Origin of the sequence: Roseburia sp. AF15-21, from assembly GCF_003479505.1 — a bacterium.
Taxonomy (GTDB): domain Bacteria; phylum Bacillota; class Clostridia; order Lachnospirales; family Lachnospiraceae; genus Roseburia_C; species Roseburia_C amylophila.
Genome location: NZ_QUHG01000004.1, coordinates 120,363 through 144,002, shown reverse-complemented (window position 1 = coordinate 144,002; position 23,640 = coordinate 120,363). Strand labels below are relative to the sequence as shown.

The following is a 23,640-nucleotide window of genomic DNA, read 5'->3' as shown; positions in this document are numbered from 1 at the left end:
AGGGTGAGGATTATGGGTGGAAAAGAAGCATCACGGGGATTTTTATACCAGGGGTTTGCTTCAGTATTAGAGGCCTTAACTGATAAAGGTAACTGGGATAAGATATATGTCGAATTTCCAACATCAAATGATAAGGTTGATATAGCATTAGAGCAGCAAAATCAAATTGTTAAATGCATACAAGTAAAATCAACGATAAATACTTTTACCAAATCAGACATTAAAATATGGCTAGATGACCTTATAAAGGATATAGAAAGTCCTGAATATGAATTATTTTTAATCGGGCAATGTGATAAGTCCGCCAACACATTTATAAAGTCAATCGAAAAGTATTATGGGAAAGTGCTTGATAAAGAAGCAAAATCGTCGCTAAATGGGTTTGATACAGATTTGCTTGATAATAAGAGAATACGGTTTTTTATTTTGCCGTTTGAAATAGAAGTTTTAGAAAAAATTGTAAGAGATTCGTTGCATCAGTATATTTCAGATAGCAATCAAATGATGACGTTTGACCAAATTAGGTTTATTGCTTCAGCGACTGTAAATGATCAGATGATTTCTTCAACACATGGTAAAGGTATTGATAGAAAAGACTTTGATGAAGAAATGGAAAAACGCATTTTTCTTGTTGCCGATAAGTATTCCCCTAAAAGAATATCTATTGGTGTGAAAAGCTTTACCCGTGGAGCAGAAAACCTGGAAAAAGACACAGAGAGTTGTTTATCATTCATTAATAAGTTTGATGGTCGCAATATAAAGGGTGAATACGATTGGAACAAAGATATTTATAGAAATTTGGAGGAATTTTTGCTCACAAATACAAGCAACAAGTATGCATATCAAATATTTTTAGATACACATGCGTCTATAGCCTTTGCAGCAGGAAGAATTCTTGATAGTAAATCAGGTATCAACGTATTTCCGATACAAAAATCGTCGACCAATGGCACTGTATTATGGGATGTGAAACTGTCATCTAAAAGGAACTATACTAATTGGAATATTTCCCACGAAAAGTTTAATGAGAATCAATATGATTCTGCATTAGTATTAAATGTCACTCGTAACATTTACAATGACGTGGTAAAATTCATAAAAGAAAACAATCTATCAATTGGATGTATCATTAATTGTATGCCAAGCGATGTTGGTGCTACAAATTTTTCGATAGAAGATGGAACACATGCAACTGCTTTAGCTAATTCAGTTTATAACGCTATTGGCAGAAGAAGCACTGTGGAACGGCGTGCAACACTACATATTTTTGCTGCTGCTCCAAATGCATTTATGTTTTTCTTAGGTCAAAATTCAGTTGGATTTGGCAAATGTATTCTATATGAATATGATTTTGAGCAAAGGAATTCTTGTACATATTCACAATCAATAAGTTTTACTAATTAAGGGAGGATTATTTATGTCTACTGTACCGTCATATTTTAAAGATTTTCTATCTAATATTCGTTTGTCTGACAATCAAGTGAAGGATTTGAAAACAGGGCATACGACATTAAGAAGGAGATTAGAGGAAGATGAAACATTATCAAAGATTATTATTAGTACTTTCTTACAGGGAAGTTACCGACGTTCCACAGCAGTAAAACCCAAAAACGGCAATAAATCAGATGTCGATGTAATTGTTGTAACGAAATTAGACTCTGAAGAGTTTACACCAGAGGAGGCTTTGGATTTATTTGTTCCATTTTTAGAAAAACATTATAAAGACAAATATAGAATTCAAGGCAGGTCAATTGGTATAAGTTTAAGTTATGTTGATTTGGATATCGTACCTACTTCTGCACCTAGTGAAAGCGAAACAGGAGTACTTCAAGATGAGGCGATTATTTCGGAATATACAATTGAAGATTTCCAACAAAAGTTACTTACAAAATCGTTCAATAATGACTTACTTAAAAGTGCATATAACATATTTTATAAATCAGATAACGAACCTCAATGGAAATCCGAACCGTTGCTAATTCCTGACCGTGAAGCGGAAAAATGGGATAAAACACATCCACTTGAGCAAATTCGATGGACGGTTGAAAAAAACAAGAATTGCAATACCCACTATATAAATGTTGTTAAGGCATTGAAGTGGTGGCGCAAAACACAATATCCAGATATGAAACATCCCAAGAGTTATCCGTTGGAACATTTTATTGGTGATTGTTGTCCAGATGATATTAAAAGTGTTGCCGAAGGTGTTGTATTAACTCTTGAAAATATCGTTTCCCAATACACTAATAAACCTTTTTTAGCTGATAGAGGCGTTCCTGAACATGATGTTTTTGCACGAATTACAGATGAAGAATATTCTGATTTCTACGATACGGTTTGTGATGCTGCTAAAATAGCTCGTGAAGCTTTTGATTGTGAAGAATTATATGATAGTGTTTGCAAATGGAGAGAGCTATTTGGTAATGAATTTCCACCAGCTCCAAAGCCATCAAAATCTAATTCTTCAACGGGATTTACAACCCGTACTGAAAAATCGGCAGCCATTCCAGAAGGAAGATTTGCATAGATGGAGTCAAAACAAATTCTTGATAAATTAAATCAGGCTCGAAGGGCTTTAGATTCATTATCTCAAGTTGAGATAATGAATGAGTGGCAATTTGATAATGAATTAAATGTTTGGTATTTACACTTAAGTATTGTGATTGAATGTGAAACACCATATTTCCCTCAGAAATCTCAATGGTTTTTCGTTGTTGGATCCGAATACCCAAAGGGAAAAATTAAAGTATATCCAGACGTCGAAAACAGTATAACGGTTACATTGTATCATCAAGCTAACAACTCCAAAATTGAAAGAAACGGATTGTGGAGAAAAGGAGCATTATGCCTTGAGGTGAATACAATACCTAATTATCAATCGGAACCATATAGTGTAGATGAACGCTTGTTGTATCATGCAAAACGAGCAATTTGTTGGCTAGAGCTAGCGGCAAAAGGAAAATTAGTTACAGAAAGCGAGCCATTTGAGCTGCCCGAATTTTCTATGAGCAATATTTTAGAAATGCAGTTTGCTTTCTCGGAAGATGTGGTTACCTTCATGCAATGGGAGAGTGTCGAATGTCGGTATGGAATAGCAGAATTAGATGTGTATAAAAGTAAACCATTTGTATACTATGTTAAGGTGTTTAAATCGCTAAGTAACAACATCCAGCATTATACAGAATGGGGAAAATATCTTTCAAAAACAACTATATCACCTCCCATTATTGCCCCGTGGATACTTATGAATCAGATCCCAGTTGTTAATGAGTGGCAAGCACCAGAAACATTTGGCGAATTGTTAGTTGCCTGTGAAAAACAACATATTAATATAATGTGTATCCTTCAAAATATTGTCTCAAAAATTCGGGACGGAAAACGGCATTTGCTTTTAATTGGTTTCCCTGTTCCCCGAATTTTTGGTGGAGACCCCGAGATAATTTCTTGGAAAGCTCTGTATTTACCGACTGTATCATATGGCAAAAGGACAGCAAAAGGATTCAGAAATAATCAACAGGGATGGTGGATGTGTGATAGATGTGAGGTATTCACTAAAAATGCAAAATTGGATTGGATTGTTTCAGAAAATTGGAACCAACACGAAATATCTCAACGAGGTAAAATGAGTGACCTGTTACTAAGAAAAAGAATATTGCTCATTGGAGCAGGTTGCATTGGAGCATCAATCGCAGAAATATTTGTAAGAGCAGGAGTATATAATATTACTATTGCAGATTCAGATATATTTGAAGTCGGGAACTTATCCCGCCATATCTTAAATCTAAATAATATTGGTGAATTTAAAGAATTATCGGTATGTAATTATCTTAACTCCCTAAATCCACACGCAAATGTTAAAGTTATAAATGATACTCTTTCAAATGATGACTCTTTTAAAACAAATATTGATTTGGATAGATATGATGTTATTGTTGATTGTACTGGGGAAAATAATGTACTTGATATTCTTCAAAGAACTAATTTTAAGAGAACCCATATTATAGCTTCAGTCTCTGTTGGATTGGGTGCAAAACGATTATATGTTACACTGATGAATGGTAACACTTTTAAATTTAATGCTTTTTATGATTTGATTTCCCCGTACCTACAAGCAGAAAAAGTCTTATATGATGATTACGACTTGCCAAGGAATGGAATTGGTTGCTGGCATCCGACTTTTCCTGGAAGAAGTGATGATATTTGGATTGCTGCTGCAACTTCCGTGAAGGTAATTGAAAATTACATTATATCAAAATCTCAAAAGACGCTTTCGCTCATTTACGAGCAAAAAGAGAGCGATGGGATATTTGAAAGCTATGAGGTGGTGGAGAAAAGAGAGAATGGATAATTTGCTTTTTCAAGATAAGAATCAATCATATACTGTAAAGTTCGACACAAAGGCTTATGAACAAATGCTTTATTATTGTGCTATTTCTAATCCTTATGAAACAGGGGGCATTTTAATTGGAAATTATTCTTCCAACCAAGCAATAGCCAACATTTTGCAAATAACACCACCACCCAAAAATTCTAGACATTCAAAGTGTACTTTTTATAGGGGTATAGATGGATTGAAAAGAATTTTAGACTTGGCATGGGACCAAGGCCAGTATTATTTAGGAGAGTGGCACTATCATCCAAATGCATCGTCGGCACCAAGTAATATTGATAAAAATCAAATGATAGTTTTATCTCAAGACCAAAAACTAAAATGTCCAGAACCTATATTAATTATTGTTGGAGGTTATCAAGAAAGTTGGAATATAAATGCTCGGTTATTTGTTAATAAGCAAGAAATTATTCTCAATAAGCGGTAGCACTAGCCTCTTGATAAGACGCAGATTTTTGTGTCAAATTATAAGCTGTACTTGTCGAGTGAGGAAGAATTATTACGAGGATTGAAACAGGCGTATCAATCGTTAGAAACGGAAAAGATGGAAGAAGATAATGATACTGAAGTAATGGAAAAAAGTAATTGTGCCATAGGCTGTTGCACAATTAGTATGGTGCAAAATTAGTACCATCCATGATTTTGTGGGAAAAGGCTGCACGAACGGTATTAGTACTGTAAAAATATTGTCCAGATATCCATAGTTTTGTGGGGATATAATTTGAATTTGTACGCATGTGGAGACGGTAGTACTGCTTTCCCACAAAAAGCCCGACAGTCATATCAACGTAAAAGTTGAGTTTGGCGAGGGTGAGGGCAAAGTTCCTTTAAAGGCAATCTCCGAAAGGGCAGAAGCCTATAAGCCAAAAGAGCGAGTCACCTACAAAATGATAAAAGAGTACATAGAAGCAAAATACGGCTTCAAAGTACATACTGCATATATTGCAGAGGTTAAGAGAGATTTAGGCTTACCGATGTATGATGCTCCCAATGCGGTAGAGGAATTGAAACAGCCGAGAAAACATCCGACAGCGGAGAAAGTGGAAGCAATCAAAGATGCTTTGAAGCATTTTGAGGTAATCTAAATGGATAAGCGTATCATTAGAAATAGTGGTACGCTTATTTTTTTCGCTCAAATTTGCACCTTTGAACAGTTTTGGGCTTCTATATATAATGAAACCAGAAACGGAGGTGCTGTTTATGAGAGAGCAAACATATCACATATATCTGGATAGTCGCCAAAGGACAACCTTATTACATAGCCTTGTAGAGCTGAAAAATCAGCTTATACAACAAGGCAGATATACGGACTGCGTTGATGAGCTTATCTTCAAAGTCATAAACGCACCTGTTAAGAGGTTGAGAATCGAATATGTTTAACCCAAAAGGTTGAGCCGCTTATTCTTATTTTAGAGTAAGCGGCTTTTTGCGTTCTCCACCGATTTACATAGCCGCCTTGACAAAGCGGCTAAATTTATGCGAAAGGAGGACGCACAAATGTCAAATTGCAAAGTAATTGCTCTGACCAATCAGAAAGGCGGTGTCGGCAAGACCACAACGGCGGTCAATCTGGGCGTGAGCTTGGCACAGCAGGGAAAGAAAGTCCTGCTTGTCGATGCGGATGCACAGGCTAACCTCACAATGTCGCTTGGCTATCCACGACCAGATGATTTACCAATCTCCCTTGCCACCATTATGCAGGACATCATCGTCGATAATCCCATAGATGTTCAGAAAGGTATCCTGCACCACGGTGAGGGCGTTGACTTGATACCCTCTAACATTGAGCTGTCTGGTCTGGAAGTAAGGCTTATTAACGCTATCAGCCGTGAGCGTGTTCTAAAGACCTGTATTAACGAGGTCAAAAAGAATTATGATTATGTGCTTATCGACTGTATGCCGAGCTTGGGGATGTTGACAATCAACGCATTGGCGGCGGCAAACAGCGTGATTATCCCCACGCAGCCGCATTATCTTTCAGCGAAAGGTCTGGAGCTGTTGCTACGCTCCGTGTCAAAAGTCAAGCGGCAAATCAATCCCCACCTGCGGATTGACGGTATCTTAATGACGATGGTAATGCCACGCACCAACATTTCTAAGGAAGTGACAGCATTGGTAAAGAGTGCATACGGTCAGAACATCAAAGTCTTTGATGCCCAGATACCGCACTCTATCCGTGCAGTTGAAGCCACGGCAGAGGGAAAAAGCATTTTCGCTTATGACAAAAGCGGAAAGGTTGCCGCAGCTTATGAGCAGTTCGGAAAGGAGGTGGCAGACATTGGCGAGAAGCAAAGAAACAAAAATCGAGCTGACCGCTTACGATGACCTGTTTGAAACAGACCAGAGCCGTGAAGAAGCGAAGCTCAGTAAGATAAGGGATATTCCCATTTCAGAAATTGACGAGTTCCCAGACCACCCGTTTAAGGTTTTCATAGACGAGGATATGGAGCAGCTTGTTGAGAGTATCAGACGAAACGGTGTAATGACCCCTGCTACTGTTCGGCTCAAAGAGGACGGACGGTATGAGCTTATCAGCGGACACAGGCGGAAAAAGGCGTGTGAGCTTGCAGGACTGGAAACGCTGAAATGCGAGGTTAAGGATTTAAGCCGTGACGAAGCCATTATTGTAATGGTGGAGAGCAACTTGCAGAGGTCAACTATTCTTCCGAGTGAGAAAGCCTTTGCCTACAAAATGCGGCTTGAAGCGATGAAGCGGCAAGCAGGCAGACCGACAAAAGATAATTATTCCCCAATGGGTAATAATTTAGAGTTTGCTACTTCAAGTGATGAACTTGCCGAAAAGGTTGGAGAAAGTAAAAACCAGATTTTCCGCTATATCCGCCTTACCGAGCTTGTTCCCGAAATCTTGCAAATGGTCGATGACAGGCAGATTGCTTTTCGTCCTGCGGTGGAAATCTCTTATCTGCCCGAAGAACAGCAATACACTCTGCTTGAAGCTATGGAGTACAGCGACGCTACCCCGTCACTTGCACAGGCTATCAAAATGAAGAAGTTTATGCAGGATGATAAGCTCACAGACGAGGTTATCCAATCCATTATGGAGGAGGAAAAACCTAACCAGAGGGAGAAGCCTGCCTTTCGTGATGAACGGATAACCAAGCTCATACCAAAGTCTGTTCCCAGAGGGCAGGAATCGGACTTTGTTGTGAAAGCGTTGGAGTTTTACAACCGCCATTTGCAGCGGAGCAAAGACCGTGAACGATAGCCACACACCGAGGGTGAGGTCTGCCTGTTTGCGGTGGATAGCCATATTTTCGGCTTCCCCCTCTCCACACCTCTCCCTCTAACTACTACCAGTAACTATCCGAAAAAAGAAAATATATGAGCTGCCAACAGGCGGCTTTTTTCGGTTGGTAAGGAAAATTCAACTCAACAATAACAGGAGGTAAACGATGAAATTTCGTAGATTATTCAAAAAGGCTGCGGCTACTCTTATGGCTGCGGTCACGGCATTGTCCGTCCTGCCTGCGACAACGGCGTTTGCTGCGGGCGATATAGGCACGATTTCTTTTGCCCACACCTATGACAGCAGCGGGAATGCGATGAGATACAATTCAAGTGCTGTCTTTGACGGCTATACCGCAGGCGGTACGGGAGAATACAAATACCGTATGTTTGTGGACGGAGAAAATGCGTTCTGTATTCAGCCGGGCGTACCGCTGAAAACAGGAAATACCTTGAAAAAGGCTTCCTCAGACACTTGGAACGCCCTTTCTGCAAACCAGAAAAAAGCGGTAGGGCTTGCCCTGCTCTATGGGTATCAGGGCAACCGCAGTCATCTGTCGGGAAGTGATGATGAAAAGTGGCTTGCGACACAGACTCTTGTATGGGAGTTTGTAACAGGCTGCCGTGAAGCCACAGGCTCATATAAGCAGAACAGCACAAAGGCGTACAGTCTGCACTTCGGCTCAAATTATCCAAACAGCGGAGCAAAGGCTGCCTATGACCAGATTGTTTCTCTGATGGCAAAGCATAATACCATTCCGAGCTTTATGTCGGGCGGAAAAAATGATATTACCAAAGAGCTTGCCTATAAGGACGGGAAGTACAGTATCACGCTGACGGACAAAAACGGTGTCCTTTCCGATTACAGCTTTTCAAGCTCTGACGGAAATGTAAAGGTGTCAAGGTCTGGCGATAAGCTGACAATCAGCTCTGCCGCTGCCGTTTCTGGCTCTGTCCGTATCACGGCAAAGCGAAACGGCGTGCCGACAGTCAGTGACAGTGCAAAGATGATTGCTTACGGCGACCCGAACTTGCAGGATTTGGTAACGGGCGTTGAGAACGCCGATACGGTTGCCGCATATCTCAACATTGAAACGCCGACAGGCACGATTGCCCTGAAAAAGACTTCCGAGGACGGCGTTGTCGGCGGTATTCAGTTTAATATCAAGGGCGATAACTTCAACAAGACCGTAACGACAGACAAAGACGGAAATATTACCGTGGAGGGCTTATTCCCTGCCACCTATACCATTACCGAACAGTCCATTGACCGTTACGAACCGCAGAAATCCCAGACTGTAACCCTTATTGGTGGAAAAACGACCACGGTAAACTTCAACAACACCTTGAAGTGTGGCTCTCTGGAGGTTATCAAAAATTCCGAGGACAATCTGGTAGAGGGTGTGAAGTTCCACCTTTACGGAACATCTTTAAGCGGCTTGCCTGTTGACGAATATGCCGTGACCGACGCAAAGGGTGTGGCGAAATTCTCTGATGTCCTTATCAGCGGAGATACGCCGTATGTGGTTGAGGAAGTGGATACGGCTATCCGCTATGTCGTTTCTGCATCCCAGACAGCACCGATTGAATGGGAAAAGGTCACAAGTCGTACCTTTGTGAATGTGCTGAAAAAGTTCAATGTGACCGTGACAAAAACGGATGCAGAAACAGGCACACCGCAGGGCGACGCTTCTCTTGCAGGTGCAGTTTACGGTATCTACAAGGGTGAAGAACTCATTGACACCTACACCACAGATGAAAATGGACAGTTTACCACAGAGTATTATGTCTGCGGTGATGACTGGACTATCCGAGAAATCAGTCCGTCCGAGGGTTATCTGCTTGACCCGACCGTTCACAAGGTTGGTGCAGAGCCAGAGCTTTATACCGTGGAATATAACTCTGCAAAAAATGATGTAAATGAGCAGGTTATCAAGGGTAACATTGCCATTATCAAGCACACCGATGATGGTGAAACCCAGATTGAAACGCCCGAAGTCGGGGCGACCTTTGAAGTCTATCTGAAATCGGCAGGCAGCTTTGAGAACGCAAAGGAAACCGAGCGTGATGTCCTCACTTGTGATGAGAACGGCTTTGCCCAGACAAAGGATATGCCATACGGTATCTACACCGTTCACCAGACCTCTGGTTGGGAGGGGCGTGAGCTGATGAAGGACTTTGATGTGTTTATCAGTGCCGACGGGCAGACCTACCGTTTTCTAATCAACAACGCCAACTTTGAAAGCTATATCAAGATTGTCAAGAAAGATGCGGAAACAGGAAACACTATTCCGTATGCAGGTGCAGGCTTTCAGCTTTATGACCCGAATGGAAACCTCATCACAATGACATTCACTTACCCCGAAGTAACGACCATCGACACCTTTTATACCACATCAGACGGTTATCTCATCACGCCCCAGACTTTGGAATACGGCAAGGGCTATTCTCTTGTAGAGGTGCAAGCTCCGTATGGCTATGTCTTAGATTCCGAGCCTGTCTATTTTGATGTGGAGCAATCCGATTCCACCGAAGAAAGCGGCATTACCGTGATTGAGGTGGTACGCTCCAATCTGGCACAGAAAGGCACGATTACTGTTTCCAAGTCTGGCGAGATGTTCAGCTCCGTATCCGAGAATAACGGTCTGTATCAGCCTGTTTACGCAGTCGGCGGTCTGGAGGGTGCAGTTTATGAGATTACCGCAGCCGAGGATATTTACACTCTGGACGGAACGCTCCGAGCAGAAAAAGGCGAGGTCGTGGATACCGTTACCACAGGTGCAGACGGTACGGCAAAATCAAAGGAGCTGTATCTTGGAAAATATGAGGTCAGGGAAATCGAAGCTCCTTACGGTATGGTGCTGAATGAGGAAATCCACAATGTCGAGCTTGTCTATGCAGGGCAGGATGTGGCTGTGACCGAAACGGCAACGAGCTTCTATAACGAGCGTCAGCGTGTGGAAATCGACCTTACTAAGAGCCTTGAGGTGGATAAAGATTACGGTGTCGGCAGCAATGGGGAAATATTTGATGTAACCTTTGGCTTGTATGCCGCAGAGGACTTGACTGCCGCAGACGGTACGGTACTCCCTGCCGATGGTTTGATTGAGATTATCTCTTTTGACGAGAACGGCTATGGCAAGGTGGCAACCGATTTGCCCTTTGGCAGCTACTACGTCAGAGAAATCTCCACGAACTCCGCATATATCATCAGTGACCAGAAATACCCTGTAACCTTTGAATATGCAGGACAGGACACCACAACCGTTCACATCACAGCAAATGAGGGCGAAGCCATTGAGAACAAACTCATTTACGGCTCTGTCAGCGGTAAGAAATCAGACGAGGACGGCAAGGTGTTAGGCGGTGCGGTCATCGGTATCTTTAAATCAGGCACAGAAGAATTTACAAAAGAAAATGCCATCCAGACTACCACATCAAAAGATGACGGTAGTTTTTCTTTTGCCAAAGTGCCGTATGGAACTTGGATAATCCGTGAAATCGAAAGTCCGAAAGGCTTTGTACTCTCCGAAGAAGAAATCGCCGTTACTATCGGCAAGGTGGACGAGGTTGTAGAAATCGAGCTTGTCAACTACTTCATTCAGGGCAACATTGAGCTGACAAAGGTGGATAAGGATTATCCAGACAACAAGCTCTCTGGTGCTGTCTTTGAGGTATTTGCCGATACCAACAAAAACGGCGAATTTAATAAGGACGATGAGCTGATTGGCGAAATGAGTGAGATTGACGGTGGCATTTACCAGATGAAAGAACTCCGATACGGTAAATATTTCGTCCGTGAGAAAACTGCACCGACAGGCTTTGTCCTTGATGAAAAGGTCTATACCGTATCCATTGAGGAGGACGGTAAGACCTATGTGGTAGAAAATGAAGCAGGCAAAGGCTTTGTGAACGCTGCACAGACTGGCTCTCTTAAAATTGTCAAGACATCTTCTGACGGCAAGCTGGAGGGCTTCTCTTTCAGAGTGACGGGTATGGACTATGACAAGACCTTTAAGACCGACAAAAATGGCGAAATCTTCATTGAAGATTTGAGGATTGGCGAATATACCGTATCCGAAGTAAACGACAAGGCTTCCGCAGGATATATCCTGCCTGCCGACAAACAGGCAACTATCAAGGTCGATGCGACCACGATTGTCCAGATGCACAATGAGTTCAGAGATACCCCGAAAACGGGCGATGACTTCAATCCTGCTCTCTGGGTAAACCTTGCGGTCGTTTCCCTTGCAGGTGCAGGCGTACTCGGCTTTGTGGGCTTTAAGAACAGAAAGAAAAAGGAGGACTAAGGAATGGATGCGAAAACGATTGTCGCCATAGTGCTTGTAGCATTTATTGTAGGCGGAGCAATCTGGCTGAATATCCGTAACAAAAAGAAAAAGTAACCGATTGTGGCGGCTGAAAATGCCGCCCTTTTCCTATTTATATGGAGGTGTACGATGAGAAATCTCAAAACCATTGAGGGCAAAGTGAAAGCTATTCTGGAAAAGGACGAGGAAGCCAGAAATGACGATATGCTGTTGTATCTAAAGGTGTGCAATACCTGTTTGAAAGACACAGGTGCAATGCCCTTTGCAGAGGTAATGCTGCAATACCGTTATCTTGGGCTTCCGAGCATTGAGAGCGTGGGCAGGACACGGCGGAAGCTGCAAGCGGAGTTTCCAGAGCTTATGGGAAGCAGTCGTGTTCAGAAGCTCCGTGCCGCAGGCGAAAAGGCTTATTGGAAGTATGCCAAAGAATGAGAGGTGCTTATGAACGAAGAAAAACGCATAAACGGTGGTTATGAAATTATCGAGAGCTGTACTATCGGGAGTAACGAGCTTGTCATCGGTCATAACCCAAAAGCTCCTAATCCGTATGTCTGTTGGTATTGTAAAAACGGCAAGGAATATTTCTGGGGCTATTACTGCAATGAGCTGTCCTCTGCCAGAGAAAAGCTGAATGAACGGTATAAAACCGAGTGTAATATGCCGTACAATCAGCCCCAGAAAAAGCAAAGGCAGCGTGATGACCGTGAGCGATAAAAAGAAAATATATGACTGTACGACCTGTCCTTATCCCCGATACAAGGACGGGTCTATTGTTTTCTGTGATGTCTGTATCCGAAAGATTTTAGACGAGCAGAACGAGAAAAAACGAAGAAAGGAGCAATCCGATGGAGAATGAAGAAAAGCGTATGCTTGCCGATTATGAGGTCAAACAGAGTATCCATATCGGCAAAAAAGAGGTTGTATTTGGTGTAAACGAAGCAGATAAATATCCCTTTATGGTCTGCTACTGCACCTATGATAATCCGTTTTCCGCAGCGTGGGCAACAGAAGCGGTGGGTACGGACGACTATCTGGAAGCAATGCAGATATTTACTGACCGAGTGCAGGCACAGATTGAGGTCGTCAAAGAGGAGCAATCCCGATTTGATTTTGATATGACCCCGTTTACCAAAGACGATTGTATTCCTGATAACCGAAATGAGAACATTGTCGGCAAGGTGGTGGTTATCAATGCAGAGCTTAACCGCTATGAGTATCGGCACTCCGCTTATCAGCTTGTATTGGTGGACGGCGGACACGGTGCGGTTGGCGGCAGAGGTCAGGCGGTATTCGGTACTTGCCTTGCAGACGGTAAGCGTGCCAGATGGGAAAGGTACGATGTGCTTGGCGTTATCAAACCAGAGAAAATGCCCGATTGGGCAAAGGAAGCGGTTGCCGCAATCAAGAAACAGGAAAAGGCAAAGAAACCCCACAGTAAGGAGGAACGCTGATATGGAGATACGGGCGATTGCACCGAATGAATGGAAATACACCTATTCCCAGAGTATGCAGATAACAGGACAGACAGGCAATATCGGTCATCTTCGTGGCGACTTCGACTCTGGCGGTTATGGCTTTTACACTACTTGGAACGATCACAGACCGCAATGGAAAACAGACGAATTTAAGACCGAGCTTGACGAGGTTATCAACGCTCTGCGTTCTTCCGAATATGGGCTGTTACAAAATCGTCCTGCTATGAGCGAGTATGCAAGGCGTTTTCCCGATAGTGCATTTAAGGGAAACTACTGCACCGAGTACGGCTTCCGAGTGGATACCGAAAAGTATGCCTATCTGCTCCGCTGCAATCCCACAAAGGGCGACTATAACTTTTACTGCTATTGCTATGTCAAGGAGTGGCTTGATAAGCATATCAGCAATGCGGAAAAAGGTATCCGCTTTATCAGTTCCGATTACAAGGAGCTGTTTCGTATTCCAGACGACGGCAAAATTCGTGTTACCTCTGCTTGGGGCGAAAAGTCGGAACACACCTGCCGTTATATCGACGAGTATCATACCGAAGTCGGCAATAACCTCTATCATATCTGCGAGTTTGCCGAGCGTATGGAGAAAAACGGTGCGACCTATGAGCCGATACCTGCCGAGCCGCAGGCGGTCAAAGCACCTAAGCATAAGAATTTAGAACGATAAGGAGGATTGAGAAAATGGCTGTAAATCAAAAAGCAATTAAAGTCTTGAATAAGATTTTTGAAGCAGGCTTTACCGATGAAAAAGCAATTTCCGCTATGACAATGGACGATATTCTCTCTATACAGGGTATCACGATTGCGGACATTGGGCTTATCAATGACCTACAAAAGAGTATCAAGGCAAACAAGGTCATTTCTTTTCTGGGAGGTGCTTCAGAATGAGAAAACACAGATACAAAGATTTAAGACGATAAGGAGGTGTACGAAAATATGGCTGCAAAGTATCAGCTAATCACAGAGCTGTATCGGCGTACAGGCGTGTCGGTTGCGAAAAGTCCGCAGGCGTGGCAGAGCTTTCTGTCCTCTGCCTGCCGAAACTATAAATGCCGCTTTGACGAGCAGCTTTTGATTTTCGCACAACGCCCCGATGCTACCGCTGTAACCACTCTTGAAACTTGGAACAGGCAGTTTAAACGGTGGGTCAATAAGAACAGCAAAGGCATAGCGGTGTTTGACACGAAAGGTCGCAGGAATAACCTCAAATATTACTTTGATATTTCCGATACCCACGAGGGATATTATAACAGCCGCCCTGTTCCGATATGGCAGATGAATGAGCAATACGAACAGGCGGTCATAGAACGACTCTCCGATAGGTTTGGAGATTTAGAGAGTGGCGATTTGGACGAAGCTCTTATGCAGACCGCTAAAAACGCCGTTGAGGACAATTTGCCCGATTATCTGGCACAGCTTAAAGAGTGTACGAAGGACAGCTTTTTAGAGGAACTTGACGACTTAAATGTTGAGGTTATCTATAAGCGGCTTGCGGTGAACAGCGTAGCTTTTATGCTGATGAGCCGTTGCGGTCTGGATACAGGAGAGTATTTTGAAACCGAAGATTTTTCGGACATTATCAATTTTAATACTCCTGCCACGATAAACGCTATCGGACTTGCCACAAGCGATATTTCCGAAATGGTACTCCGAGAGATTTCCCAGACCGTCCGAAATGTGCAAATTGCAGAGAAAAACCAAAATCGCACCTTTGCATCAACAGTCCGAAATCAGTATGATAAGGGCAGAAAACAACCCGAAAGGAGCAACGATAATGAGCGAAATCACTTACACGAAACAGGGGGATTACCTTATTCCCGACCTAACATTACCGACAGAGCCAGAACTTCAGCTTGGCAGATACGCTATGATGCACAGGAATTATCTGGAGCAGAACAAGCGAGTGACTTATCTCAATCTGCTGACATCGGGCAAATTGAACGAACATCTCTACCAGACCGAACAGACCGCACTCCAGAGATTGGAGCTTCTGACGAAGCAGCTCTCCGAGGAACAGGGCGTGACGGAGGAGCTGAAAGAGAAAGCACCGATGCAGTGGGTAGGAATGATGAACAATATCCGCAGTCAAGCGGAGGAGGTCATCTTGACCGAACTGATTTACAAGTAAGCATTGCCAACGAAGATGAGGTCAGAGCCAATCTCCCCACAGTGGATGAACAGATTGAAATGATGGTTGAAGCAGAGGAAGAAAAGTCCTCTGCTTTTTCCGTTTCACAGGAGGATATTGACTCTGTTCTGGTAAAGGGAAGCGGTTTTCAAGACGGCAAGTACCGTATTTATCGTCAGTTCTGGAAGCACGAGGATGGCAAGAAGAATATTGAATTTCTTAAAAAGGAATATGGTATCGGCGGCGGTACGCATTTCTATCCAGACGGTACACAGGGCGGTGCTTGGTTTAGTGGAAAAGGTATTGCCATAGAAAAGCACGGTTCATATACCGAACCCGATGTACTTTTCCCTTGGTCAAAGGTTGAAAAACGCTTGCGTGAGTTGATAGTGAAGAATAAATGCTATCTCAATCCAAAAGAGGAAGAACATTACGCCGACTATCTGGAAAAGGTCGAAGCTCCGCAATATGAGATTGATAGCCAGCGGAAGATAAGGCGACAGATTTTTATTGACTCAAAGCGTGATTTGCCCCCTGCTGATAAACGAGATACCCTTGCTTTGCGTTTGTCCGATTTCATTCGTGACTTGGATAGATATGAGAAAGACTTGCTTGCCAATGTGGAACGCACAGACCTTGAAAATGTAACTGCCGAGCAAATGGAGCAGCATTTGTCCGACCCTGCCACCGTTCAACAGCTCATTGATTTTTTGAAATCCATACAATGGAAAACAAGTGATGTTTTCAGCCGCAGTAATGCGTGGAGCTTCGGACAGGAGCTTTTAGAGCTGCACCCTCTGCACTACCTCTATCACGAGGGCGATGTGGTGTATATTGATGCGTATCAGTATGAGATAATGACAATTTCCGAGGATAGCGTTTCTCTGCAAAATGTGGAGTTTCCTCTGTTTGGTAAAGAGTTTAGCCGTGGCGACCTTGAAGAAAAGCTAAAGGAAAATGCTGCAAACGACCATTTAAAAGTAGTCGTTACCGAGAAGCAGAAAACAGAAACACTATCCGAGAAAAAGCCCGACAGCTTGACATTCTCTATCGGTTTTTCGGAACACCCTGCCTTTTATGATAAGGAGTTCAATGACCGCTTTACCAATTTGAGCTTTGCTCTGGGAAATAAGCTGCTTGGCGTTCTGGACGGAAAACAGCACCGTGAGCGTGAGGGCGATAAAAATATCGGTTGGTATCATAAGACCGACTTTGAGATTTCCGCTGTTATCGGCGGCAAAGATTTCCATTATGACGGACGGTTTGACATTGGCGACGGCGAGGGCGATTTGATTGCCCATATCAAGAATTTCTATGATTACTGCGTATCCCCGAACTGTCCGTTTATCCCAGAGTGGAAAAAGAAAGGCGAAGATTATTACCGAGAGCAGATGGAAAGTTTGCGTTTCGGGCGTGAGCAGTTCATTCCTTTTCTGGAGCAGCACACAGAGCTGACCCCAGAGGACGAAAAGCTCCTTGCCGAGATAATGGCTACCGAAAGCGATTGGTTTAGAGTACCCGAAGAAGCGGAGCAATCTGAAGATACACCACGCTTTACCGTGGAACAGACCTCAGACGCATTTGACGAGCCGTTTATTATTCGTGATAACAATGTTGTTTCCGATACACAGGACGGCAGATATTACGATATTGACGGTATCTACCAGACTTTTAACAGCGAGGAAGAAGCACAGGCGGTTGCGGATACGCTTAACGGTGCGGAAGCTCCTGCCTCTGCTATGGAGCAGACAGACGACCTTATCGGCAAGGAAATCACGCTTGATAACCGCCGTTATGTCATTGAAAGCGTTGGTAAAATCAGCGGTGATGTTTCTATGCGTGACATCACATTCCAGAACGAAGCAGGCTTCCCGATTAACCGTGTGGAGAAGCTGCCCCGTGTCCGTGAATGGCTTAAAGCACAGGAGCAGGCAGAGTCACTTCCCGAAAAAGAAAAAGCTCCTGCCGTTACCTCTGACCGCAGCAACTACCGTATTACCGAGGATACTTTAGGTATTGGCGGAGCAAAGGAAAAGTTTAAGGCAAATATGGCGGCAGTCAATCTCTTACACGACCTTGAAATCGAAAACCGTCTTGCCACACCCGAAGAACAAAAAATACTTGCAGGATATGTGGGTTGGGGCGGTCTGTCTATGGCGTTTGATGAGAACAATGCGGCGTGGGCAAATGAATTTAAGGAGCTGTATGCAACCCTCTCCCCAGAGGAATACCGTGCCGCAAAGGAATCCACGCTGACCGCCTTTTATACGCCGCCTGTTGTTATCAAGGCAATGTTTGAAGCACTTGACCGTCTGGGCTTTACCGAGGGCAACATCTTGGAGCCGTCCTGCGGCACAGGCAATTTCTTCGGTCTGCTTCCCGACAGTATGGCAAAATCAAAGCTCCACGGTGTAGAAATCGACTCATTGACAGGCAGGATTGCAAAGCAGCTCTACCAGAAAGCGAATATCGCCATTGAGGGCTTTGAAAAAACAAAGCTCCCAGATGACCACTTCGATGTGGTGCTTGGCAATGTGCCGTTTGGCGATTTTAAGGTAAACGACAGCCGATACAACGCCCAAAAATTCCTCATACACGATTTCTTTTTTGCAAAGGCATTGGATAAAGTCCGTGCCGGCGGCGTGGTGATGTTCATTACCTCTAAGGGTACGATGGATAAAGCAAGCCCAGAGGTGCGGAAATATATCGCCCAGAGAGCAGAGCTGTTAGGAGCAATCCGTCTGCCCGACAACACCTTCAGAGCAAACGCAGGCACAGAGGTCACAAGTGATATTCTCATTTTGCAGAAGCGTGACCGAGTAATCGACATCGAGTCAGATTGGGTACACCTTGATACGGATGAAAACGGCGTTACGATGAACAGCTATTTTGTTAAACACCCAGAGATGGTTATGGGCGATATGGTAATGGAAAGCACACGCTTCGGGAAGATGGACGCTGCCTGCAAAGCGAAAAAGGATATTCCCCTTGCCGAGCTGCTCCACGAAGCCGTGCAGAACATCAACGGCGAAATTCCAGAATATGAGATTGACGAAATCTCCGACGGGCAGGACGAGGCTATCCCTGCCGACCCAAGCGTTAAAAACTTCTCCTACACTCTGGTAAACGGCAAAGTGTATTTCCGTGAAAACAATGTGATGACCCCTGCCAATCTCTCAATGACCGCTGAGAGCCGTGTGAAAGGCTTGGTGGAAATAAGGGATTGTGTGCGGAAGCTCATAGCATATCAGACCGAGGACTATCCAGAGGAACTCATACGCACTGAGCAGGAAAACCTTAACCGTCTGTACGACGCCTACACCGCAAAGTACGGTCTTATCAACAGCCGAGGGAACTATCTGGCGTTTGCTTCGGACGAGAGCTACTTCCTTTTATGCTCTCTGGAGGTACTTGACGACGAGGGCAATTTCAAACGGAAAGCCGATATGTTCTCCAAGAGGACTATCAAGCCCCACCGTGCCGTGACTTCCGTGGAAACGGCAAGCGAAGCCCTTGCAATCTCCATCGGAGAAAAAGCCCGTGTGGATTTGCCGTTTATGACGGAGCTGACAGGCAAGGAGCAGGCAGAGCTTATCCGTGATTTACAGGACGTTATCTTTAAAATACCCCACTCCGAGCCTGCAAAGTATGTAACCGCAGACGAATATCTGTCTGGCAATGTCCGCAATAAACTTGTGATTGCAGAAACGGCGGCAAAGACAGACCCAGAGCTTATAATCAACGCCGAAGCACTCAAAAAGGTTATTCCAAAGGATTTGAGTGCGGGCGAAATCTCCGTGCGGCTTGGTGCTACTTGGATACCGCAGGAGGATATTCAGCAGTTTGTAATGGAGCTTCTGACTCCGTCAAGCTATGCGGCAGGTAAAATCAAGGTACGCTATACGGCGATAAACGGCGACTGGTTTATTGAGAATAAGAGTTCCGATTATGGAAATGTCAAGGCGGACAGCACCTACGGTACAAAGAGGGCTTCCGCCTATCGTATTATCGAGGATACGCTGAACTTGCGAGATGTGCGTATCTTTGACTATGTTTACGACGAAAACGGCAACAAAAAGGCAGTATTCAACCACAAGGAAACTACGGCGGCACAGGCAAAGCAGGAAGTTATCAAGCAGGCGTTTCAGGATTGGATTTGGAAAGACCCCGAACGCAGAAACCGCCTTGTCCGTTCTTACAATGACACTTTTAACTCTGTCCGCCCCCGTGAGTATGACGGAAGCCATATCACTTTCGGCGGCATCAGTCCAGAAATCACGCTCCGACCCCACCAAGTCAATGCGATTGCCCATATCCTTTACGGCGGCAACACGCTCCTTGCACACAAGGTCGGTGCGGGCAAGACCTTTGAAATGGTCGCCGCCGCACAGGAAAGCAAGCGGCTCGGCTTATGCCAGAAATCCATGTTTGTCGTGCCAAACCACCTTGTCGGTCAATGGGCGTCCGAGTATCTGCGATTGTATCCGAGTGCCAATATTTTAGTGTCACGGAAGCAGGATTTTGAAACCGCCAACCGCAAAAAGTTCTGCGGCAGGATTGCCACGGGCGATTACGATGCGGTCATCATAGGGCATAGCCAGTTTGAAAAAATACCGATGAGTATGGAACGCCAGAGGGAGCAGCTCCAAAGACAGCTTGACGATATAGAGATGGGCATTGACGATATTCAGAAATCCCACGGCGAACAGTTCACGGTCAAGCAGCTAATGAAAACCCGAAAATCAATCCAAGCGAAGCTCGACAAGCTCAATGACACGAAGCGGAAAGACACCGTGATTGACTTTGAGGAATTGGGCGTTGACCGCTTATTCATTGATGAAAGTCATTTTTACAAGAATTTGTACCTCTACACCAAGATGAGAAATGTCGGCGGCATTGCCCAGACCGAAGCACAAAAAAGCTCCGACCTCTTTATGAAGTGCCGCTATCTGGACGAAATCACAGGCAACCGAGGTACGATATTTGCAACGGGTACGCCTGTTTCAAACTCAATGGTGGAGCTGTATTCCGTTCAAAGATACTTGCAGTACGACACGCTTATGCAAAACGGCTTGCAGCATTTTGACAGTTGGGCTTCGACTTTTGGAGAAACGGTCACGGCTCTGGAGCTTGCCCCAGAGGGTACGAACTACCGAGCCAAGACGAGATTTGCCAAGTTCTATAACCTGCCAGAGCTTATGCAGATGTTCCGTGAGGTGGCGGATATTCAGACCGCCGATATGCTAAAGCTCCCCGTTCCAAAGGTCAATTACCACAATATCAAGACCAAGCCGAGCGAGATACAGACGGAAATGGTCGCCAACCTTGCGAAGCGAGCCGAGAAAGTCCGTGCCAGAGCTGTTGAGCCACAGGTCGATAATATGCTCAAAATCACGAATGACGGGCGGAAACTTGCTCTCGACCAGAGAATGATTGACCCGATGCTGCCCGATGACCCTGACAGCAAGGTCAATGCCTGCGTGGATAATGTGTACCGTATCTGGGAGGAACACGCCGACACGAAAGCAACGCAGCTTGTGTTCTGCGACCTCTCCACTCCGAAAGGCGACGGCAGTTTTAACATCTATGATGATATTCGGGGTAAGCTCATCGAGAGAGGTATCCCTGCTGAACAGGTACGCTTTATCCACGAAGCTACCACCGACGCACAGAAAAAGGAGCTGTTCGCAAAGGTACGAAGCGGCGAAGTCCGTGTGTTACTCGGCTCTACCCCGAAAATGGGAGCAGGCACAAATGTCCAAGACCGCCTTATCGCCATTCACAATTTAGATTGTCCGTGGCGACCCTCTGACCTTGAACAAAGGCAGGGGCGAATTGAACGGCAGGGAAATATGTTCCCAGAGGTCGAGGTTTACCGCTATGTGACGGAACAGACCTTTGATGCCTACCTCTATCAGTTAGTGGAAAGCAAGCAGAAATTTATCAGCCAGATAATGACGAGCAAAAGCCCTGTCCGTTCTGCCGAAGATGTGGACGAGGTGGCATTGTCCTTTGCGGAGGTCAAAATGCTTGCCACAGGCGATGAGCGTTTCAAGGAAAAAATGGACTTGGATATACAGGTATCGAAGCTTAAAGTATTAAAGCAGAGCTATCTGTCCGAGCATTATGACCTTGAGGACAGAATCTTACAGCAGTTCCCGAAGCTGATTAAAGAGTATGAGGAACGCATTACGGGCTATGAAGCGGATACTGCACTTGCTGAACAGCACAAACCGCAGGGCGAGGATAAGTTCTGTCCGATGACCTTGCAGGGCGTGACCTATACCGAAAAAGCAGACGCAGGACAAATGATGCTTGCTGTTTGTAAGGAGCATCCTCTGTCACAGCCGACTGAAATCGGCAGCTACCGTGGCTTCAAATTAGAGGTTTATTACGACCCTGTTAATTCAAACTATTGCTTAAATCTCTGCGGAAAGAGCAGGCACAAGGTCGAGTTAGGCTCGGACGCTTTCGGTAATCTGACCCGAATTGAGAATGAGTTGTCAAGACTTCCTGCTATGCTTACAGCCGCAAAGACCAGAAAGGAGGAAATCGTCACACAGCTTAAAAATGCGAAGGTCGAAGTCAAGAAGCCTTTTGCATTTGAGGAGGAGCTGAAAGAGAAAACCGACAGGTTGAACGCTCTCAACATTGAGCTGAATTTGAACGAAAAAGACCCCTCTGCCATTGATACCGAGCCAGAGCAAGGTAACGAACTGCCCGAAAGAAAAAATAAGGATTTGGAACGGTAACGGCATTTGCACATTTGTATTGTGGAAATCTGGGCATTATAATAGGTGTAGATTAGCAAACAGCGGAGGTGGTAAAGGTGTCTGGCGAGTTCAGATTTGAAACATTTGTAGATGTCCACAGCAATATTTTTAATGAGTATCTCAGCTCTGTCATAGCGAAGCTCCCAAAGGAGAATGAGGAATACCGTGCCGTGCAAGCCGAGATTGAGGAATTGTATGAGAAATATCCAAAGGTTTTCGGCGTGTTCGATACGGAGAAATCTGCGGAGCTGACCGAGGAAGAATGTGCGACTCTCATTGAGGTAATGGAGTTAAAAAACAAGCTCACGGACTTGGAAATGCAGTCCGTTTATTTCCGTGGCTGCTATGACAGCGTAGGGTATCTGAAAAAAGCAGGGATTTTATAACGAACTGACCGAAAAAAGACGGCGTTAGCGTGAAGCTGATGTCGTCTTTTACATAGCCGAGAGGTGGAAAATAATATGCCTTTGTGGTATAATTGGTGACACGAAAAAATTTAAATTAAAAGAAATGAGGTAATAAAATAGATGGGCTTTAAAGAATGGTTTGATACAAATTGGTATTCAAACTGCTTTACTATGATAACCGTTGTGTTATCGGGAATAGTATCATTGATAATTTCAGCAGTTTATTATCATAAAGGCAATAGGAACAACTTAAAAATGTCAGTTATCTATCCAATAGTTAGATTGTTAAAAGACGGATATACTCGGCAAAATTACAATTCATTATGCGAGATTTCCAAGGAGTATAGTACACGATATATGAGTAAGAATGAAGCAAAAAAATTGATGTTGCTTTTGGTTGCTTATAAAGAGGTCAGCACTTATAGTGATATTTATGTCAAAGCTGCTATATTATTTTCATATTTTGAGTACAAGCTGAAGAAAAATCAAATAGAAGTCAAGCCCGTTCCTATGGAATATGATGGAGAAATTGTTTATTATGATTATCCCCCAGACCTGCATTATTTGTCTAATGATTTAGAAAAAGCATTAAAAAATTTCGACCCCGATTGTGAGCCAGATGAATGCAAAGATGCAATAATTTCTCTTTATTCGCATTATTGCAAGGAATACTATTCTTCAAAGGAAATCGAATATTTTGATGATTATACACTTCAAGAGGTATTAGAAAAATCAAAAATTCGTGAAGAATGGGATAATAAATTCGATGCTGTTAAAGATGCAAAAGAGCAGTTTTTGACTTTGAAAATAGCTAAGGAAATTACAACTGAATAAGGTTATATACTGTTTTACATAGCCGAGAGATTTTCTTAACGGAAAAT

General features: G+C 43.9%; 17 protein-coding genes and 1 pseudogene. All 18 read left to right on the top strand.

What is annotated here, in order from left to right; genetic code table 11:
• Positions 1-12: 12 nt before the first annotated feature.
• The 18 genes and pseudogenes from DWW33_RS07675 to DWW33_RS07595 all read left to right on the top strand — a co-directional run bounded on the left by DWW33_RS07675 (position 13) and on the right by DWW33_RS07595 (position 23,593).
• Complete coding sequence (locus DWW33_RS07675) at positions 13-1,404, top strand: SAVED domain-containing protein (protein WP_118087969.1); 1,392 nt, start codon at positions 13-15, stop codon at positions 1,402-1,404.
• 13 nt (positions 1,405-1,417) lie between these two features.
• Positions 1,418-2,527 carry an SMODS domain-containing nucleotidyltransferase gene (locus DWW33_RS07670; protein ID WP_118087710.1) on the top strand — a complete coding sequence of 370 codons (1,110 nt, stop codon included), beginning with the start codon at positions 1,418-1,420 and terminating at the stop codon, positions 2,525-2,527.
• Positions 2,528-4,348, top strand: a complete 1,821-nt coding sequence (locus DWW33_RS07665; RefSeq protein ID WP_118087709.1) for a ThiF family adenylyltransferase — start codon at positions 2,528-2,530, stop codon at positions 4,346-4,348.
• Complete coding sequence (locus tag DWW33_RS07660) at positions 4,341-4,817, top strand: Mov34/MPN/PAD-1 family protein (RefSeq protein WP_199534936.1); 477 nt, start codon at positions 4,341-4,343, stop codon at positions 4,815-4,817. The genes DWW33_RS07665 and DWW33_RS07660 overlap by 8 nt, the downstream gene beginning before the upstream one ends.
• A 307-nt stretch (positions 4,818-5,124) precedes the next feature.
• A pseudogene (locus tag DWW33_RS07655) lies at positions 5,125-5,475 on the top strand (RNA methyltransferase); the annotation flags it as partial.
• 115 nt (positions 5,476-5,590) lie between these two features.
• Positions 5,591-5,770, top strand: coding sequence for a hypothetical protein (locus DWW33_RS15960; RefSeq protein WP_074044962.1), 180 nt, complete (start codon positions 5,591-5,593; stop codon positions 5,768-5,770).
• Positions 5,771-5,887: 117 nt separating this feature from the next.
• Positions 5,888-6,715: a ParA family protein gene (locus DWW33_RS07645; protein ID WP_118639199.1), complete on the top strand. Its 828-nt coding sequence runs from the start codon at positions 5,888-5,890 to the stop codon at positions 6,713-6,715.
• A complete protein-coding gene (locus DWW33_RS07640; protein ID WP_074044964.1) occupies positions 6,669-7,616 on the top strand; it encodes a ParB/RepB/Spo0J family partition protein in 948 nt (315 codons plus the stop codon). The genes DWW33_RS07645 and DWW33_RS07640 overlap by 47 nt, the downstream gene beginning before the upstream one ends.
• A gap of 187 nt (positions 7,617-7,803) precedes the next feature.
• Positions 7,804-11,946, top strand: a complete 4,143-nt coding sequence (locus DWW33_RS07635) for a SpaA isopeptide-forming pilin-related protein (RefSeq protein ID WP_074044965.1) — start codon at positions 7,804-7,806, stop codon at positions 11,944-11,946.
• A 150-nt stretch (positions 11,947-12,096) separates the two neighbouring features.
• Entirely contained in the window at positions 12,097-12,399 is a 303-nt protein-coding gene (locus DWW33_RS07630; protein ID WP_118639198.1) for a hypothetical protein, read from the top strand.
• 9 nt (positions 12,400-12,408) lie between these two features.
• Positions 12,409-12,681, top strand: a complete 273-nt coding sequence (locus DWW33_RS07625; RefSeq protein WP_021983563.1) for a hypothetical protein — start codon at positions 12,409-12,411, stop codon at positions 12,679-12,681.
• Between the two features lie 131 nt (positions 12,682-12,812).
• Positions 12,813-13,418, top strand: a complete 606-nt coding sequence (locus DWW33_RS07620; protein ID WP_074044967.1) for a hypothetical protein — start codon at positions 12,813-12,815, stop codon at positions 13,416-13,418.
• Between the two features lies 1 nt (position 13,419).
• Positions 13,420-14,118, top strand: a complete 699-nt coding sequence (locus DWW33_RS07615) for a hypothetical protein (protein WP_074044968.1) — start codon at positions 13,420-13,422, stop codon at positions 14,116-14,118.
• Between the two features lie 14 nt (positions 14,119-14,132).
• Positions 14,133-14,339, top strand: coding sequence for a hypothetical protein (locus tag DWW33_RS07610; protein WP_074044969.1), 207 nt, complete (start codon positions 14,133-14,135; stop codon positions 14,337-14,339).
• 787 nt (positions 14,340-15,126) lie between these two features.
• Positions 15,127-15,579 carry a TnpV protein gene (locus tag DWW33_RS16310; protein ID WP_417921709.1) on the top strand — a complete coding sequence of 151 codons (453 nt, stop codon included), beginning with the start codon at positions 15,127-15,129 and terminating at the stop codon, positions 15,577-15,579.
• Positions 15,580-15,638: 59 nt separating this feature from the next.
• Positions 15,639-22,331, top strand: coding sequence for an LPD25 domain-containing protein (locus DWW33_RS07605; protein WP_442970216.1), 6,693 nt, complete (start codon positions 15,639-15,641; stop codon positions 22,329-22,331).
• 77 nt (positions 22,332-22,408) lie between these two features.
• On the top strand, positions 22,409-22,738 hold the full coding sequence (locus DWW33_RS07600; RefSeq protein ID WP_074044971.1) for a DUF6664 family protein: 330 nt from the start codon (positions 22,409-22,411) through the stop codon (positions 22,736-22,738).
• Positions 22,739-23,116: 378 nt separating this feature from the next.
• Positions 23,117-23,593, top strand: coding sequence for a hypothetical protein (locus DWW33_RS07595; protein WP_237673141.1), 477 nt, complete (start codon positions 23,117-23,119; stop codon positions 23,591-23,593).
• The last annotated feature ends 47 nt before the right edge of the window (positions 23,594-23,640 follow it).